This window comes from Blastococcus sp. MG754426, assembly GCF_021699055.1.
Lineage (GTDB): Bacteria > Actinomycetota > Actinomycetes > Mycobacteriales > Geodermatophilaceae > Blastococcus.
The window spans coordinates 48,729-65,364 of record NZ_SSXC01000013.1 but is presented as its reverse complement, the minus strand read 5'-3'; the positions used below and the strand labels follow the sequence as shown (position 1 = coordinate 65,364).

General features: G+C 74.6%; 18 protein-coding genes. 11 read left to right on the top strand and 7 right to left on the bottom strand.

The genetic code is table 11. The features are described from left to right. The 4 genes from E9549_RS07315 to E9549_RS07300 form a co-directional block, all read left to right on the top strand. A partial coding sequence (locus E9549_RS07315) for an LGFP repeat-containing protein (RefSeq protein WP_374201460.1) occupies window positions 1–196 on the top strand: 196 nt, incomplete at its 5' end. 76 nt (window positions 197–272) lie between these two features. Further along, a complete protein-coding gene (locus tag E9549_RS07310; protein ID WP_236825875.1) occupies window positions 273–1,106 on the top strand; it encodes an ABC transporter permease in 834 nt (277 codons plus the stop codon). Between the two features lie 20 nt (window positions 1,107–1,126). Then, window positions 1,127–1,867, top strand: coding sequence for an ABC transporter ATP-binding protein (locus E9549_RS07305; protein ID WP_255716143.1), 741 nt, complete (start codon window positions 1,127–1,129; stop codon window positions 1,865–1,867). Next, window positions 1,867–2,775 (top strand): glycosyltransferase, encoded by a 909-nt coding sequence (locus E9549_RS07300; RefSeq protein ID WP_236825873.1) that lies wholly within the window; start codon window positions 1,867–1,869, stop codon window positions 2,773–2,775. Before E9549_RS07305 ends, E9549_RS07300 begins: the two co-directional genes overlap by 1 nt. A 233-nt stretch (window positions 2,776–3,008) precedes the next feature. Here the strand turns inward: E9549_RS07300 and E9549_RS07295 are convergent, their stop codons facing one another. Then, complete coding sequence (locus E9549_RS07295) at window positions 3,009–4,970, bottom strand: glycosyltransferase (RefSeq protein ID WP_236825872.1); 1,962 nt, start codon at window positions 4,968–4,970, stop codon at window positions 3,009–3,011. A gap of 8 nt (window positions 4,971–4,978) precedes the next feature. After that, the gene (gene glf / locus E9549_RS07290) at window positions 4,979–6,166 is read right to left on the bottom strand and encodes a UDP-galactopyranose mutase (RefSeq protein ID WP_236825871.1); all 1,188 of its coding nucleotides are present in this window, start codon (window positions 6,164–6,166) and stop codon (window positions 4,979–4,981) included. A 154-nt stretch (window positions 6,167–6,320) separates the two neighbouring features. Here glf and E9549_RS07285 point away from each other — a divergent pair, with 154 nt between their 5' ends. The 4 genes from E9549_RS07285 (at window position 6,321) to E9549_RS07270 (ending at window position 10,182) form a co-directional block, all read left to right on the top strand. Continuing rightward, window positions 6,321–7,262, top strand: a complete 942-nt coding sequence (locus E9549_RS07285; protein WP_236825870.1) for a glycosyltransferase family 2 protein — start codon at window positions 6,321–6,323, stop codon at window positions 7,260–7,262. A 1-nt stretch (window position 7,263) separates the two neighbouring features. Then, a complete protein-coding gene (locus E9549_RS07280) occupies window positions 7,264–8,364 on the top strand; it encodes a mannose-1-phosphate guanylyltransferase (protein WP_236825869.1) in 1,101 nt (366 codons plus the stop codon). Window positions 8,365–8,444: 80 nt separating this feature from the next. After that, window positions 8,445–9,215, top strand: coding sequence for an SDR family NAD(P)-dependent oxidoreductase (locus E9549_RS07275; RefSeq protein ID WP_236825868.1), 771 nt, complete (start codon window positions 8,445–8,447; stop codon window positions 9,213–9,215). 73 nt (window positions 9,216–9,288) lie between these two features. Beyond that, complete coding sequence (locus E9549_RS07270; protein ID WP_236825867.1) at window positions 9,289–10,182, top strand: DNA-3-methyladenine glycosylase; 894 nt, start codon at window positions 9,289–9,291, stop codon at window positions 10,180–10,182. Here E9549_RS07270 and rfbA read toward each other — a convergent pair. The 3 genes from rfbA to cofD form a co-directional block, all read right to left on the bottom strand. After that, window positions 10,179–11,045, bottom strand: coding sequence for a glucose-1-phosphate thymidylyltransferase RfbA (rfbA, locus tag E9549_RS07265; RefSeq protein ID WP_236825866.1), 867 nt, complete (start codon window positions 11,043–11,045; stop codon window positions 10,179–10,181). The two genes, E9549_RS07270 and rfbA, sit on opposite strands and share 4 nt — an antisense overlap. A gap of 28 nt (window positions 11,046–11,073) precedes the next feature. Beyond that, complete coding sequence (locus tag E9549_RS07260; protein WP_236825865.1) at window positions 11,074–12,108, bottom strand: coenzyme F420-0:L-glutamate ligase; 1,035 nt, start codon at window positions 12,106–12,108, stop codon at window positions 11,074–11,076. Between the two features lie 77 nt (window positions 12,109–12,185). Next, entirely contained in the window at window positions 12,186–13,136 is a 951-nt protein-coding gene (gene cofD / locus E9549_RS07255) for a 2-phospho-L-lactate transferase (RefSeq protein ID WP_236825864.1), read from the bottom strand. A 382-nt stretch (window positions 13,137–13,518) separates the two neighbouring features. Between cofD and E9549_RS07250 the strand changes: the two genes are divergently transcribed. Beyond that, window positions 13,519–13,749 (top strand): WhiB family transcriptional regulator, encoded by a 231-nt coding sequence (locus E9549_RS07250; protein ID WP_170852167.1) that lies wholly within the window; start codon window positions 13,519–13,521, stop codon window positions 13,747–13,749. 119 nt (window positions 13,750–13,868) lie between these two features. Beyond that, window positions 13,869–14,681 carry a hypothetical protein gene (locus E9549_RS07245; protein ID WP_236825863.1) on the top strand — a complete coding sequence of 271 codons (813 nt, stop codon included), beginning with the start codon at window positions 13,869–13,871 and terminating at the stop codon, window positions 14,679–14,681. Between the two features lie 3 nt (window positions 14,682–14,684). Here E9549_RS07245 and E9549_RS07240 read toward each other — a convergent pair whose 3' ends face one another. Both E9549_RS07240 and E9549_RS07235 read right to left on the bottom strand, forming a co-directional pair. Then, window positions 14,685–15,539: a hypothetical protein gene (locus E9549_RS07240; RefSeq protein ID WP_236825862.1), complete on the bottom strand. Its 855-nt coding sequence runs from the start codon at window positions 15,537–15,539 to the stop codon at window positions 14,685–14,687. Window positions 15,540–15,581: 42 nt separating this feature from the next. After that, window positions 15,582–16,046, bottom strand: a complete 465-nt coding sequence (locus tag E9549_RS07235; protein WP_236825861.1) for a metallopeptidase family protein — start codon at window positions 16,044–16,046, stop codon at window positions 15,582–15,584. A gap of 220 nt (window positions 16,047–16,266) precedes the next feature. Here E9549_RS07235 and E9549_RS07230 point away from each other — a divergent pair, with 220 nt between their 5' ends. Beyond that, window positions 16,267–16,617 carry a DUF3499 domain-containing protein gene (locus tag E9549_RS07230; protein WP_236825860.1) on the top strand — a complete coding sequence of 117 codons (351 nt, stop codon included), beginning with the start codon at window positions 16,267–16,269 and terminating at the stop codon, window positions 16,615–16,617. Window positions 16,618–16,636: the final 19 nt, after the last annotated feature.

Sequence of the window (16,636 nt, the reverse complement as noted above, 5' to 3'; positions counted from 1 at the left end):
GACCTCCACCACCGGCGCCCGGCTGGTGCGGGGAGCGATCCGCGACGCCTGGGCCGGGCAGGGCTGGGAGAACGGCCGGCTGGGCTACCCCACCAGCGACCCCCAACCGGTGACCGGCGGCACCCGCCAGACCTTCCAGGGCGGGTACGTGCAGGTGCTCGACGGGGCGCGTGTGGCGACAGTGCACTACACGTGAGACCTGCGTGACCGCGGAGCCCCGCAACCCGGTTCGGGGTGCGGGGCTCCGTCCGCACGCAGGTAGCGTGGACGCCATGACCGCGACCGCCCCCGAGGTGAGGAGCTGGCGCCGGGCGGCCGAGGACCTGCGCGTCGGGTGGCAGCAACGCCAGCTGTGGGGCCACCTCGCCTGGCAGGACATCCGCCAGCGCTACCGCCGTTCGGTCCTGGGGCCGATCTGGATCAGCATCAGCATGGCGGTCACCGCCGTGGCCCTGGGCGTCCTCTACGCCGGGCTGTTCGGCAACGAGCTGTCGGTGCAGCTGCCCTACATCCTGGTGGGCTTCATCGTCTGGGCCTTCATCAGCGGCTGCATCACCGAGGGCGCCGACGTCTTCATCTCCAACGAGGGCCTCATCAAGCAGCTGCCCGCCCCGCTGTCGGTGCACGTCTACCGGCTGGTCTGGCGGCAGACGCTGTTCTTCTTCCACAACCTCGCGGTCTACGTGGTCATGCTGCTGGTCTTCCCGCAGCCGCTGACCTGGCGCAGCCTGACGGCCTTCGCCGCGTTCGCGCTGCTCGCCGTCAACGGGGCGTGGGTGGCCCTGCTCTTCGGCATCGTCACCACCCGGTTCCGCGACCTGACGCCGATCACCCAGAGCATCGTCCAGCTGATGTTCTTCCTCACCCCGATCGTCTGGATCTACGGCGACCTGGTGAACAGCCCCAACCCCGCCATCGCCGAGCGCGCCCGGCTGGTGGAGTTCAACCCCTTCCTCCACTACATCGAGATCATCCGGCAGCCCATGCTCGGCCAGGACCAGGTGCTCCGGCACTGGATCGTCGTCCTGGTCCTGACCGTCGTCGGCTGGGCGCTCACGCTCATCGCGCTGCGCCGGTACCGGGCACGGATCTCGTACTGGGTGTGAGCGTGTCGGAGGACAGACCCCTGGTCAGCATCACCACGAAGAACGCCTGCGTCGACTTCCCGATCTTCGACGCCAAGAGCCGGTCGCTGAAGAAGACCGTGATGGGCCTCGTCGGCGGCAACATCACCACCGAGACCAAGGTCCCGATCATCGAGGCGCTGCGCGACATCACGGTGTCGCTGGAGCACGGGGCCCGCGTCGGGCTGGTGGGCCACAACGGCGCCGGGAAGTCCACGCTCCTGCGCCTGTTCGCCGGCATCTACGAGCCGACCCGCGGCTCCGCCGAGGTCCGCGGCCGGGTGGCGCCCGTCTTCGACCTGGGCGTCGGCATGGACCCGGAGATCTCGGGCCTGGAGAACATCATCGTCCGCGGCCTCTTCCTCGGCGCCACGCGCAAGGAGATGGAGGACCGGATCGACGACATCGCCGACTTCACCGAGCTCGGCGACTTCCTCCGCATGCCGCTGCGCACCTACTCCACCGGCATGCGCATCCGGCTGGCCCTCGGCGTCGTCACCAGCATCGACCCGGAGATCCTCGTGCTCGACGAGGGCATCGGTGCGGTCGACGCGGCCTTCCTCGAGAAGTCCAAGAAGCGGCTGTCCGAGCTCGTCGACCGCGCCGGCCTGCTGGTCTTCGCCTCGCACTCCGACGAGTTCCTCCGCGAGCTGTGCGACACCGCCATCTGGATGGAGCACGGGCGCATCCGCCAGCACGGCGAGCTGGAAGAGGTCCTGCGCGCCTACAAGGGCAACCACTGATGGGCCCGGGGAGCGCCGCGCCCGCCGAGACGGTGGTCGCGGTGATCGTGACCCGCGACCGGGTGGAGCAGCTCGGCGAGAGCCTCGCGGCCGTCGCGGCGCAGCACCGCCGTCCCGACCACGTGGTCGTCGTCGACAACGGCCCCGATCCGCGCGTCGGCGAGGTGGTGGCCGGCTGCGGCCTGCCGGCCACCTACCTGCCCAGCCGCCGGAACCTCGGCGGCGCCGGCGGGTTCGCGCTGGGGATGCTGCACGCCCTCGCACTCGGCGCGGACTGGGTGTGGTGCGCCGACGACGACGGCCGCCCGGCCGACGGGACGGTGCTGGGCACCCTCCTGGAGACCGCCTGCAGGCACGGGCTGGCGCAGGTGTCGCCGATGGTCGCCGACCTCTCCGACCCCGACCGGCTGGCCTTCCCCCTCCGGCGCGGGCTGACCTGGCGGCGCCGGCGCAGCGACTTCGCGGGCCTCGAGGTGCTGCCCCGCTACGCCTCGCTGTTCAACGGCGCGCTGTTCCGCGCCGACGCCCTGGACGTGGTCGGGGTGCCCGACTACCGGCTGTTCTTCCGCGGCGACGAGACCGAGATCCACCGGCGGCTGCTCCGCGCCGGGCTGCCGTTCGGCACCGCCGTCGGAGCGGCCTACCTGCACCCCGAGGGGACCTCGGAGTTCGAGCCGATCCTCGGCGGCCGGCTGTCGGCGCAGTACCCGGGCAACGAGGTCAAGCGCTATTTCACCTACCGCAACCGCGGCTACCTGATGTCCCAGCCCGGGATGCGCTGGCTGTGGCCGCTGGAGCTGGTCCGGTTCAGCTGGTTCTTCCTGGTCTCGCGCCGCGACCCCGCCGGCTGGCGGGAGTGGCTCCGGCTGGTGCGCGCCGGCCGAGGGGAACGCTTCACCCGGCCCTGAGCGCTTCAGCACGGTGGCGCCCTGGTGACAGCGAGCACCACGCTGCAGACACTGCGGGGCCGGCTGCCGTGCGGGAAGGCGACCTGCACGGCAGCAGGGGCCGGCTCACGGAACGACCGTCGGCCGGCTTCCCGCCGGAAGGTCACCCGGCTGCCGAACGGATCCGGCCCAGAGCGCGGACGACGAGGGGCCCGGACGGTGATCGCACCGTCCGGGCCCCTCGGGGTCAGGCTTCAGACCCGCTCGTAACCCCAGGACTCGAAGGCCTCGGTCCAGCGGTCCACCGAGGTCAGCTCCCCGGCCGCCTCGCGGTAGCGCCGCTGGAGCTCGGGGAACTCCCGCGACATCTGCCGCAGCATGCGGGCGGACTGGGTGAACAGGCGGCGGAAGGTCTTCGGGTCCCGCTGGCGGAAGGTGACACCACGGCCGTCGGCGGTCCCGACGGTCGCGCTGTCGAGGCGGGAGAGCAGGAACCACTGCGCGTCCTGGAAGGACAGGTTCAGCTGCGGCACCTCGCGGTGGGCCGGGTCGACCGGCGTCGCGTTGTGCGCGATCGCCTTGAGCAGGGTGGTGCCGATCGACAGCGGGTTCACCGGGATCTTGCGGAACCGGTTGGCCTCGGCGGCGCTCATCGAGGGCAGCGGGAGGTCGCCGGAGGACTTCAGCACCTTGCCGTCCGAGTGCGTCGTCCGCTTCTCCCGCGCCCGCACGATCGACTGCGGCATGCCCTCGAAGAGGTGCTCGGGCCCGGCGAGGAAGTCGCGGTAGGCCATCTGGTGCAGCTCCACGGTGGAGTACTGCAGCGTCATGAGGAACCGCAGGTCGGCCTTGAGCATCTCGCGGAACATCGTCCCGCCGTGCTTGTGCGGGGAGTGCAGCGCCGCGGCGATCAGCCGGTTGCGGATGTGGAAGTACGCCTGCCAGTCGCTGGCGTCGTCCTTGTCGCCCCAGGACAGGTGCCAGATGGCGGCACCCGGCAGCGACACCGTGGGGAAGCCCGCCGCGAAGGCGCGCAGGCCGTACTCCGCGTCGTCCCACTTGATGAAGACCGGCAGGGGCATGCCCACGGCCTCGAAGACCCGGCGGGGGATCAGGCACATCCACCAGCCGTTGTAGTCACCGTCGATGCGCCGGTGCAGGTCGGGCGACTCGCGCAGCGGCCGCTCGCCGAAGTCGTGGAAGTACTCGGTGTTCGGTGCGTTGCGCCAGAAGAACGGCGCCCGGTCGACGATCTCGCCCATCGTGTGCAGGACCGAGCGGTCCTGCAGGGCGAGCATCTGGCCGCCGACCAGCACCGGGTCCTTGGCGTAGGCGGCGAACGCCCGGGCGCGCAGCAGGCTGTCGGGCTCGAGCTGGATGTCGTCGTCGAGCAGGACGATGTGCGTGGCGTCGCTGTTGGTGAACGACTCGTGGATGGTGCGCGCGAACCCACCGCTGCCGCCCAGGTTGGGCTGCTCGACGATCCGCAGGCGCTCGCCCAGCGCCTCGGCCACCACCGGGTACCGGTCGGCGTCCCGCACGTGCTGGTTGCCCTGGTCGGCGACGACGGCGAGGTGCACCTGCTCGCGGACGACCTCGTCCTCGACCAGGGCCTCGAGGGCGGCGACCGCGTCCACCGGCCGGTTGTAGGTGCAGATGCCGACGGCCAGGCGGGGCTGCTCGGCGGGCGCCTGCGGCGCGTACCAGCCGGCGTCGCGGACGGTGGTGCGCTCGTCGGTCGTGACGTCGAACCAGTACCACCCGCCGTCGATGAACGGGCCGAGGTCGAGCTCGAACTCCAGCGTCCGCTCGCCGCCCTCGTGGACGGCACCCGTCACGTGCATCGACTCGCCGTCTGCCTTGGACCGGTAGACGTCGATGCGGCACGTGCCCGACACCGTCACCCGGAGGACGATCGACTCCAGGACGCTCCACCGGCGCCAGTAGCTGGCCGGGAAGGCGTTGAAGTAGGTGGCGAAGGAGACCTCCCACCCGGGGTCGAGCTCCGCGGTGAAGCGGTCCTTGGCCCGCACCCGGCCCGAGTTGACCTCGTCGAGGTAGAGGCTGCGCACCTTGAGCTGGTCGGCCGGGCGCGGCATGAGCACCCGCTGGAGCAGCTGGACGGCCTTGCCCGGCGTCAGCTCCTCCTCCCTCGGCTCGGTCACGACTTCCTGGGAGACCGGCGCATCGGCGTCGAGCGTGCTGTCCGTCGTCATGAGGTGGTTCAGTCCTCCAGGCGGCCGTCGATGGGGCCGCCCTCGTCGAAGAAGGGGCGGATGCGGTTCTCGAACATGGTCAGCGCCGATCCGATGGCCATGTGCATGTCGAGGTACTTGTAGGTGCCCAGCCGCCCGCCGAAGAGAACGCGCCTCTCGGCGGCCTCCTTGGCCGCGAGCTCCCGGTACCGCTCCAGCTTGGCGCGGTCCTCAGGGGTGTTGATCGGGTAGTAGGGCTCGTCGCCGGTCTGCGCGAACCGGGAGAACTCCCGCACCACCACGGTCTTGTCCGTGGGGTAGTCCCGCTCCGGGTGGAAGTGCCGGAACTCGTGGATGCGGGTCCAGGGCACGTCCTCGTCGGCGTAGTTCATGACCGAGGTGCCCTGGAAGTCGCCGATGGGGAGCACCTCGGTCTCGAAGTCCAGCGTCCGCCAGCCGAGCTCGCCGGCCTCGTAGCCGAAGTACTTGTCGATCGGGCCGGTGAAGACCGTCGGGACGTCGGCCGGCAGCTCGTCACGCACGTCGAAGTAGTCGGTGTCCAGCCGGACCTCGATGTTCGGGTGGTCGGCCATCCGCTGCAGCCAGGCGGTGTAGCCGTCCTTCGGCAGACCCTCGTAGGTGTCGTTGAAGTACCGGTTGTCGAACGTGTAGCGCACCGGGAGCCGGGCGATGACGGCGGCGGGCAGCTCGGTCGGGTCGGTCTGCCACTGCTTCTTCGTGTAGCCGCGGATGAACGCCTCGTAGAGCGGGCGGCCGATCAGCGAGATCGCCTTCTCCTCGAGGTTCGCCGCCTCCGCGGTGTCGATCTCGCCGGCCTGCTCGGCCACCAGCGCCCGCGCCTCCTCGGGGGAGAAGCTCTTGCCGAAGTACTGGCAGATGGTGGCCAGGTTCATCGGCAGGGAGTAGGTCTGCCCCTGGTAGATCGAGTAGACCTTGTGCTGGTAGCCCGTGAACTCGGTGAACTGGTTGACGTACTCCCAGACCCGCTCGTTCGACGTGTGGAACAGGTGCGCGCCGTAGACGTGCACCTCGATGCCGGTCTCGGGCTCGGGCGCCGAGTAGGCGTTGCCGCCGATGTGGTCGCGGCGGTCGATGACCAGCACCCGCTTGTCGAGCTGGCTGGCCACCCGCTCGGCGACGGTGAGCCCGAAGAATCCGGAGCCGACGACGACGAGGTCAGGTCCTGTGGTGGTCACGGGTCTCGACGGTACCTGTCGGCCAGGGGGCGCACGACCACGGAGCGGCGGCGCCGCGCGGCGTAGCGACCCGTTCCGTCACATCCATCCCACCCACCCCGCCGGGCCGTGCCGCCGGGCGCCGGGGCCGCCCGAGTGCCTAGGGTTGCCCTCCGTGTCGTCTCCCTCCGGTCCGCCGCCGCTGCGCGTCGTCGCCGTCACCTACTCGCCGGGCGCGGCGCTCGAGCAGTTCGTCGACTCGCTGGCCGGCGCCACGACCCGGCCGGTGGAGGTGGTCCTCGCCGACAACGGCTCGACCGACGGCGCGCCGGAGCGGGCCGCGGAGCGCCACGCGCACGTCCGGATCCTGCGCACCGGCGGGAACATCGGCTACGGCGCGGCCGCGAACGCCGGGCTCGCCGACGTCCGCACCGGCCGCGCCCTCATCGCCAACCCCGACCTGCGCTTCGCGCCCGGTTCCGTCGACGAGCTCCTGGCCGCCGCCGACCGCTGGCCGAGGGCGGCCACCCTCGGGCCGGCGATCATGACCCCCGACGGCGAGCTGTACCCGTCCGCGCGGGACCTGCCGCGGCTGTCCACCGGCGCAGGGCACGCGCTGCTCGGCTGGGCCTGGCCCGGCAACCCCTGGACCGCACGCTACCGCCGCGAGCGGGAGGCCCCGCGGGAGCGCCCCGCGGGCTGGCTGAGCGGCTCCTGCCTGCTGGTGGACCTGGAGGCCTACTGGTCGGTCGGCGGCTTCGACCCGGGCTACTTCATGTACTTCGAGGACGTCGACCTCGCCGAGCGGCTGACCCGGGCGGGCTGGCTGCACGTCTACGTGCCCAGCGCCGTCGTCGAGCACGAGGGCGGGCACGCCACCCAGCGGGAACCGCACCGCATGCAGCGCGTGCACCACACCAGCGCGCTGCGGTACCTCTCCGGGCAGTACCCCCGCCGGCGGCACGCGCCGCTGCGCACCGCGTTCCGCGCCGGGCTCGGGGGCCGGATGCTGATCTCCTACGTCAGCGGGCGGGTCGCCGCCGGCGCCCCGTTCCAGCGCCGCGCCCGGGAGCTGGCGGCCGTGCCGGAGCCGCGCCCCGGGTCGGGGGAGAGCTGACGTGCGGCACGCGGTGATCATGGCGGGCGGCTCGGGCACCCGGCTGTGGCCGCTCTCGCGCGGCGGCCGCCCCAAGCAGCTGCTCGACGTCGTCGTCGGCCCCGGCGGGGTGCCGCGCAGCCTGCTGGCCGAGGCGTGGGAGCGGCTGCGCGCGGTGCTGCCCGCCGAGAACGTCTGGGTCTGCACGGCGGCCAGGTACGCCGACCAGGTGCGGGTGGCGCTGCCGGAGCTGCTCGCCGACCGGCTCGTGCTCGAGCCGGTCGCCCGCGACACCGCGAACGCCGTCGGGCTGGCCGCTGCCCTGGTCGCCGACGTGGACCCGGAGGCAGAGCTCGCCGTCGTCAGCGCCGACCACGTCATCCGGCCGGTGGATCGGTTCACCGATTCGCTGCGCACCGCGTTCGACGCGCTCGCGGACCACCCCCGGGCGCTGGTCACGCTCGGCATCCGGCCGACCGCGCCGGCCACCGGCTTCGGTTACGTCCAGCGCGGCGCGCCCACCGGGCAGCCGGGCGTGGCCGAGGCGGCGTCGTTCCGGGAGAAGCCCGACCGCGCCACCGCCGAGCAGTACCTGGCGTCGGGCGGCTACCTGTGGAACTCGGGCATGTTCGTCTGGCGGGCCCGCACGGTGCTCGACGCCCTGGCCGACCACCTCCCGGCGTCGGCCGAGGGGCTGGCCCGGATCGTCGCCGCCCCCGCCGGCCCTGCGCGGGACGCGGTCCTGGCCGAGGTCTTCCCGAGGCTGCCGAGGATCAGCGTCGACTACGCCGTCCTCGAGCCGTCCGCGACCGAGCCCGGGCGGGTGCTGGTCGTCGACCTCGACGTCGACTGGCTGGACGTCGGCTCCTGGCCCGCGCTGGCGCACACCCTCGACGACGACGGCGCGGGCAACGCGGTGCAGGGGCTCGCCGTCGTCCTGGACGGTGCGGGGAACATCGTCCTCAGCGACGACCCGGGGCACCTGGTCGCGCTCGTCGGCGTCCGGGACAGCGTCATCGTGCACACGGCCGACGTGACCATGGTCTGCCCGGTCGCCGACGCCGAGCGGGTGAAGCAGCTGCTCGGCGCCGTGCAGGAGCGGTACGGCGACCGCTTCTCCTGAAGGAGTCCCTGCCCCCACCGCTCGCGGGCTCGCGCCGGGACCCTGCAGGCAGGCCGTTCCCTCGGGCTACGTTCCGGGTCATGAAGAACTTCGACGTCGCAGCCGTGGTCAGCGGGGGAGCCTCCGGTCTCGGGGAGGCGACCGCCCGGGCGCTCGCCGCCCGGGGGGCCGCGGTCACGATCATGGACCTGAACGAGGAGCGCGGGCGGGCGCTCGCCGCCGAGCTGGGCGGGCACACCACCTTCGTCCGTACGGACGTCACCGACGAGGCCTCGGTGGAGGCCGCCGTCGCCGAGGCGACCGGCAAGGACCGCCCCCTGCGCATCGCGGTCAGCTGCGCGGGCATCGGGCTGGCCCAGCGGACCGTCGGCCGCGACGGCGCGCCGCACGAGCTGGCGGGGTTCACCCGGGTGCTGGGCGTCAACCTGGTCGGCACGTTCAACGTCCTGCGGCTGGCCGCCGCCGCGATGGCGCGGACCGAGCCCGGTGAGGAGGGGGAGCGCGGCGTCGTCGTCAACACCGCCTCCATCGCCGCCTACGACGGCCAGATCGGCCAGCTGGCGTACTCGGCGTCCAAGGGCGGCGTCGTCGGCATGACCCTGCCCGCGGCCCGCGACCTCTCCAGCGTCGGTGTGCGCGTCTGCACCATCGCCCCCGGGCTGGTGGACACCCCGCTCCTGGGCTCGCTGCCGGAGGAGGCGCGGGCCGCGCTCTCGGCGGGCATACCCTTCCCCAAGCGGCTCGGCCGTCCGTCGGACTTCGCCGAGCTGGCGCTCGCGATCGTCGAGAACGGCTACCTCAACGGCGAGGTGGTCCGGATGGACGGCGCGCTGCGCATGGCCCCCCGCTGACCTCTTCCCGGAGCACCCGCTGAGCACGAGCACCACCCCGGGCACCCAGGCCGCCGAGCACTCCGCGGCCTGGGTGCCGGACCGGCCGCTGGACCTCCTCCGGACGCTGTCCCCGCACCGGCGCGGGGCGGCCGACCCGACGATGCAGGTCGCCGCGGGCGGCCTCTGGCGGACGACCAGCACCCCGGAGGGCCCGGCGACGGTGCGCCTCTCCCGCGTGGCCGCGGAGGTGCGGATCGAGGCGTGGGGGCCGGGGGCCCGCTGGGCCGCTGCAGCGGTGCCCGGGTGGCTCGGGGCCGACGACCGGCCCGAGGACTTCCGCCCGGGCGACGCCCACCCGCTCGTGACCGAGCTGCACCGCGCGCACCCGCACCTGCGGCTGGGGCGCACCGGCCGGACGTGGGACGCGCTGCTGCCCGCGGTGCTCGAGCAGAAGGTCACCACCGCCGAGGCCTACCGGGTGTTCCGCGAGCTCTGCCGGCTGGCCGGTGAGGCCGCGCCGGGGCCCGCGCCCGAGGGCATGCGCGTCGTCCCCTCGGCCCGCCGGCTGCTGGAGGTGACCGACTGGGAGTGGCACCGCTGCGGCCTGGACGGTGCCCGCCGCCGCGCCCTGCGGGCGGTCGCCGGGGTGGCGCACCGGATGGAGCCGGAGGCGGGCTGCGACGACTCCGCCGAGCTGCAGCGCCGGTTGCGGGCGGTGCCCGGCATCGGCGTCTGGACGGCGGCGGAGGTGGTGCAGCGCGCGCTCGGCTGCCCGGACACCGTCAGCGTCGGCGACTACCACCTGAAGAACCAGGTGGGCTTCGCGCTGACCGGGCGCCGGGACACCGACGACGCGGAGATGCTCGCCCTGCTGGAGCCGTGGCGCGGGCAGCGGCAGCGGGTGGTGCGGCTGCTGCTGGCGGGCGGGCCCCGGCGTCCCCGGCGCGGCTCCCGCTTCGCCCCCGTGGACAACCGGCGGCGCTAGCGCTCCTGGAGCAGGCCCAGCAGGTAGGCGCCGTAGCCGCTCTTGCCCAGCGGTTCGGCGATCCCGCGCAGCCCCTCGTCGTCCAGCCAGCCGTTGCGCCAGGCGACCTCCTCGATGCAGCCGATCTTCAGGCCCTGGCGCTCCTCGACGACGGAGACGAACTCGGTGGCCTGGCGCAGCGAGGTGAAGGTGCCGGTGTCCAGCCAGGCCGTGCCCCGGTCGAGCGCGGTCACGGTGAGCCGGCCCTCGCGCAGGTAGTGCTCGTTGACCGCGGTGATCTCCAGCTCGCCGCGCGCGCTCGGGGTGATCCCGCGCGCGACCTCGACGACGTCACCGGCGTAGAAGTACAGGCCGGGGACGGCGTAGGAGCTCTTGGGGCGGACCGGCTTCTCCTCGATCGACAGCACCCGGCCGGCGTCGTCGAAATCCACGACGCCGTAGTCGCGGGGGTTGGCCACGTGGTAGGCGAAGACGTGCCCGCCGGCCGGCTCGGGCAGGCGCGAGAGCGCCGTCCCCAGGCCCGCGCCGTAGAAGATGTTGTCCCCGAGCACCAGGGCCGCGGGCTCGCCGCCCAGGAACTCCGCCCCGATGAGGAACGCCTGCGCCAGACCCTCCGGCCGCGGCTGGGCGGCGTACTCGATGCGCATGCCCAGGCGGGTGCCGTCGCCCAGCAGCGCGCGGAAGGCGGCCTGGTCGTCCGGGGTGGTGATGACCAGCACCTCGCGGATCCCCGCCATCATCAGGGTGGAGAGCGGGTAGTAGATCATCGGCTTGTCGTAGACCGGCATGAGCTGCTTGCTCACCGCCTGCGTGATGGGGAACAGACGGCTCCCCGTGCCACCGGCCAGGATGATCCCGCGCATGATCGACGACCCTACTGAGGGGCGCGGCTCACGGCGCCGGACTGCCCAGCCACAGCCTCCCGACGAGTGAGGTGCCGCCGGCGGTGGCCGCGGGCTCCCAGCGGGTCGCCCACCCCTCCGCGTGCAGCTGCACGATCGCGGCGCCGACCAGCGCCCCGGCGTTGAGGGCGCTCGTCGTCGTCACGGCGTCGGGCAGGTGGACGTCGACGACGCCGTCGCCCTCGCCGCCGTGCCGCAGCACCACCGGGAACTCCGGCAGCGCGGCGCTGGCCACCCGGAAGGCGGCGGCCGCCGCCTCGCGGTCACCGGGGCGGGGCGCCAGGTCGGCCGCGGGCGACCGCGAGCCGACGAGGTCGCGCGAGCCGTAGGGGAACAGGTCGTCGGCGGGCAGCCGCACCAGCGGCCGGGTGCCCTCGTCGGCGTCGTCGGCGGGCTGGGCCACGGGCAGCCCCCGCACCACGGCGACCGGGACGCCGGCCAGCTTGCCCTTCACCAGGTCCGCGGCCGACGCCAGCTCGTCCACCACGGCGACCCGGGTGGTCTCCAGCCGGTTGCCGTGGGCGTCGACGGCGCCGCGGTGGTCGTCCAGGGCGGTGATCCCGGCCGAGCCGACCGCGACGTCGGTCAGCCCCTCCCGCCAGGTGCGGCCGAAGGTGTCGCTGACGACGACGGCGACGTCGACCCCGGCGAGCTCGCGCAACCGGGCCCGCAGCCGCCGCGCCGAGGCGTCCGCGTCCTCGGGCAGCAGCACCAGGGTGTCGGAGGCGACGTTGGACGCGTCGATGCCGGCCGCGGCGACGACCCAGCCCTGGCGGGTCTGCACGATCTTGAGGGGCCCGCGGCGGGCGAGCACCCGCACGGTCTCGGCGTCGATCGCCCGCTGCCGGACGGCCTCCCGGTCGGCCCCGGGCTCGACCCGGACGAGCCGTCCCTCCACCTTGGAGACCACCTTGGAGGTGACGACGACGACGTCGCCGTCGGCCAGCCAGGGCGCGGTGGCGGCCAGCGCCGCGGCGAGGTCGTCTCCCGGGCCGAACTCGGGCAGCCCCGCGACGGGCAGCACCGACACACCCGCTGGAACGGCGCCGTCCAGAGGCTCGCCGCGAGCCTGCGAGCCGTGAGGCGGGCGGGGTCCTTCCATCACCGGGCGCAGGCGTCGAGCGCGGCCCGGGCCAGCGCCGTCGTCGCCCCGGGGGAGGACATGAGCAGCGGCACCCGGCGGACGTCGACGCCCGGGACGTCCGCGGGGTCGTCCTCGGCGACCAGCCAGGCGTCGAGCAGGCCGCCGTCGGCGCGGGCCCCGTAGTGCCGGCCGACGCCCTCGGCGCTCACCTCGATGCCCAGCGCCGGCAGGCAGCGGTCGGCCATCCCGCGGACGACGGCGCCACCGACGATCGGGGAGACGCCCGCGATGCGCGCCGGGGAGGCCAGCAGGGCGTCACGGAGGCCCGGGACGCCGAGCACGGTGCCGATGGACACGACCGGGTTCGACGGCGCGAGCAGGACGGCGTCGGCGGCGGCCAGCGCCTCGACGACGCCCGGGGCCGGCCGCGCCGCCTCCACCCCGATCTGCACGAAGGCGGCGGGGTCGAGGGCCGCACGGTGGCGCACCCACCACTCCTGGAAGTGGATCGCCCGCTGCCGGCCGTCCTCGGGATCGGTGACCACGACGTGGGTCTCGACCCGCTGGTCGCTCATGGGCAGCACCGTGACGCCGGGCTGCCAGCGGTCGGCCAGCGCCGCGGTCACCGCCGAGAGCGGGTACCCCGCGTCGAGCATCCGGGTGCGGATCAGGTGGGTGGCCAGGTCGCGGTCGCCGAGGCCGAACCAGTCCGGGTCGGCGCCGTAGGCGGCCAGTTCCTCCTTGACCGTCCACGACTCGCCGGCCCGCCCCCAGCCGCGCTCCTCGTCGATGCCGCCGCCGAGCGTGTAGACGACGGTGTCGAGGTCCGGGCAGATCCTCAGGCCGTGCAACGTGACGTCGTCCCCGGTGTTGACCACGGCGGTGATCTCCGCCGTGGGGGCCGCCGCGCGCACCCCACGCAGGAAACGAGCCCCTCCGGTACCACCGGCCAGCACGACGATCTGCACGAAACGCATCGTGCCCGATGAGCACTTGTCGACTGTTCGCCGGGCGTGTCGGGGGGTGGCACGAGATGTGACGAACACCCTGGTGCGGGAGGGGCTGGTGTGGCGTGTCGCTTACACCGGGCGAAGTTGACGGCCGGGCAACGACACGCGTGTAATTCCGGCGGTGTCGACGAGTGCTGAACGGCCCGGGGACGTCCTGCCGGCCGCGCACCGTGACGAGAGCGAGAGGGGACGCACCGTCATGGCAGAGGTGTCGTGGTTGAGCGACTACGTGAACGGCTCGGAGCGGTCGACGGACCGGCTGGTGGGCGCCGGGCACGGCACGGGCCAGCACCCGGGCCAGGGGACGGGGCAGCCGTTCGTCGGCTTCCTCGGGTTCGGCCTGGAGCCCGACACCCAGTCGTGGCAGGAGCGCGCGCTGTGCGCGGAGACCGACCCGGAGGCGTTCTTCCCCGAGAAGGGCGGCTCGACGCGGGAGGCGAAGAAGATCTGCACCGGTTGCGAGGTCAAGGCCGAGTGCCTGGAGTACGCGCTCGCCAACGACGAGCGGTTCGGCATCTGGGGCGGCCTCTCCGAGCGGGAGCGGCGCCGGCTGCGCCGCCGCGCCGTGTAAATACCCCCTGCCCCCCGCAGCTCGCGAGCTCGCAGCGGGCCCCTGCAGGGGGCGGCCGTTCCAGACCGTCACCACAGCCGCCGGCGCCCCTCGCCGGCGGCTGTGGTTGTGTTCGGGACGTGGTCGCCCGGGTCGCCGTCGGTCGAGCCCCCGTCCTCCGCGAGGTCCGGGCCGCCGAACCGCTCGCCGCGGCGCTGTCGGCGCCGCTGACCGCCCGCGCGCCGTGGCTGACCGCCGTGCTGAACGACGGCGCCGCCCGCCCGCTGCAGGGCCGCCCCGCCGCCGTCGTCGTGGACGGGGCTCCCGGCGCGCCGCCGCGCGCGGCGGGCTTCCTCCACCTCCGGCGGCGCGGCCCGGTCACCGCGGTCACCCTGCTCGGGCAGGGTGGGGCGCCCCTGCCCGGTGGTCGCCCCCCGGCCCGGTTGCCGGCGCGGGACGCCGAGGCCGCGGGCCTGCTCGCCGACGGGGTGCTCCTCCTGCTCGACTCGCTGCACGGCCCGTGGTCCCTGCGGCTCTCCGGGCTCCCGCTGGGTGACCCCACCGCCCGGGCGCTGGCTGCCCGGCTGCCCACCGCCGTCCTGGCCAACGAGCGCAGCACCCGCCTGCTCGACGCGCTCGACCGGGTGGGGCCCGTCGAGCGGAGCCGGGGCGGCCACCTGCTGGAGCGCTGGCTCCCGGCGCTGCTCGCCGCCGCGCCGGACCGCCGGGCGCGGGGGCTGCTGCGCGCCACCGCCCGGCTGCACGCGGCCACCGGCCACCTGGAGGTCGCCGTGGCCGCCGACGGCGACCGGCTGCGGGCCGGGCTGCTCACCCTGCTGGACGGCGACGACCGCTGGCCCTGGTGGGGCATCGCCCACGACGGCGGGCTGGGCAGCGAGATGGGCGCGCCGGTGAGCACGTTGTCGGTGCCGTTGCGCCGCTGGCCGCGCTGACCCTCAGCCGGCGGTGCGGACCCGGCTGCGCTCGGCCAGCACCGGCGCGCTCCCCGTGCCGAGCCGCAGCTCACCGCGGGCGGCCCGGGTGCCGTCGGCGGTGGGCGGCCCCTCGGGCGTCACGGTGAGCTCCAGCGGGTACACGCGACCGGTCGCCTCGGGCGGCGAGCCGCCGGGGTGCAGCACCGTCGCGGCCGACCCGCGCAGGACCCAGCCCGCCCCGTCACGGGTGATGCGGACGTCGTCGCCCTCGAGGACGGCGTGCTCGACCGGCGTGGCGGTGCACCCCGCTGCGACCGGGTCGGCGGGGGCCTCGGCGGTCAGGCAGTTGTAGGTGGGCAGCCGCAGCTCCAGCCGCGGCGCGCCGTCGTCGGTGCCCAGCCGCAGCTCGGGGTAGGCCGCGGTGACGCCCACCGCCCGCGGTTCCAGCACCAGCCCGCCCACCACCAGGTCGGCGACGGTTCCGGCGGCCGGCGCGGGTGACGGCGCGGTGCTGCGCGCGGCCGGTGACGGGTCTGCCGTGGCGGCGGCGGCGACGGCGGCGGCCGTGCCGGCGAGCGCCAGGGCGGCGACGCAGAGCGCCGCCGGCACCGGCCAGGGGTGCTGCCGGTCGCCGGCCGGCGGGCCGGGCTCCGGCGGGGCCAGCGCCGCCCAGCCGGAGGGCCCCGGCGCCTGCGGCCGGGTGCCGGGCGGGTGCTCGAGGAAGTCGGCGAGGTCGTCGACCGGCTCGGGCGGGCGCCCGCGTGCCGGGGGGGTGCGGCGGCGGGAGAGGACGACGGCCGAGACCAGCGCCGCCGCCGCCAGGGCGCCCAGCACCACGCCCACGACGAGCCAGGCGGTGGTGGCAGCGGCGTCCATCGCTCCCAGCATGTCAGCCGCCCGCCCGCACGCGGGGCCGGCTCAGGTGGGGTCGATCTCCTCCGGGTCGCGGCCCAGGAGGGTGGCCACCTGGTCGACGACGACGTCGCGCACCAGGTCGGCGAGGTCCTCGCGGTCGTGGGCGCGCAGCTCCAGCGGGCGCCGGTAGACCACGATCCGCGGCGGCACCTCCTCGCCCTGCTCGCGGCGGGCCGGGAGCAGGCGGGACAGGGGCACGCCGGCGTCGTCGAGCACGTCGGAGTCCAGCAGCGCCTCGTCGGGATCGGTGTGCTCCACCCAGGGCACGTCCTCCACGGCGAACTCCACGCCGGCCAGCTCCCGCTCCCAGCGGCGCTCGAGGTCCTCCACGGCGTCCAGCACCAGGTCGTCGAACTGCTCGGCGCGGCTGCGCGACAGGGGGACCTGGGCCGGTACCAGGCGTCCCCGCAGGCCGCGACCGTGGCGGTCGCGGCGGGAGCGGTGGCGGCGGCGCGGTGGGTGGCTCATGACTGCAGGCAGGGTACGGCGGGGCCCGACACGCCGGGGCCCGGGACCGCTCGCCGGAGGTCCGCGCACGTCGGGCGCCGCGCAGCCGCATCCCGCGCCCGACCGGTGCCGATGCCCACGGGGTCATCGTGCAGGATGGTGCGACCGGGCCGCTTTCCCGGTGCGCCTGCTGTCGCGCACCGCCGGGCGGGATTACTGTGCCTTGCGTGAGGAACCGGTGGTGAGGCAGTCACGGCGCTGCTCGCGCAGCGGCTGCGCGCAACCGGCAGCGGCGACCCTGACCTACGTCTACGCGGAGTCGACCGCTGTCGTGGGCCCGTTGGCGACGTACTCGGAGCCGCACAGCTACGACCTGTGCGAGTTCCACGCCGAGCGGCTGACCGTGCCGCGCGGCTGGGAGGTCGTCCGGCACGAGATCGACCTCGAGGACGCCGGCATCACCGGGGACGACCTGCTGGCCCTCGCCGACGCCGTCCGCGAGGCCGCCCGTCCCGAGCCGCCGCGCAACCCGGCCGACGACGGCAGCGGCGTCCGCCGCGGCCACCTGCGGGTCCTCCCCGACCTCCCCTGAACCAGGGCCGGCTCTCGCG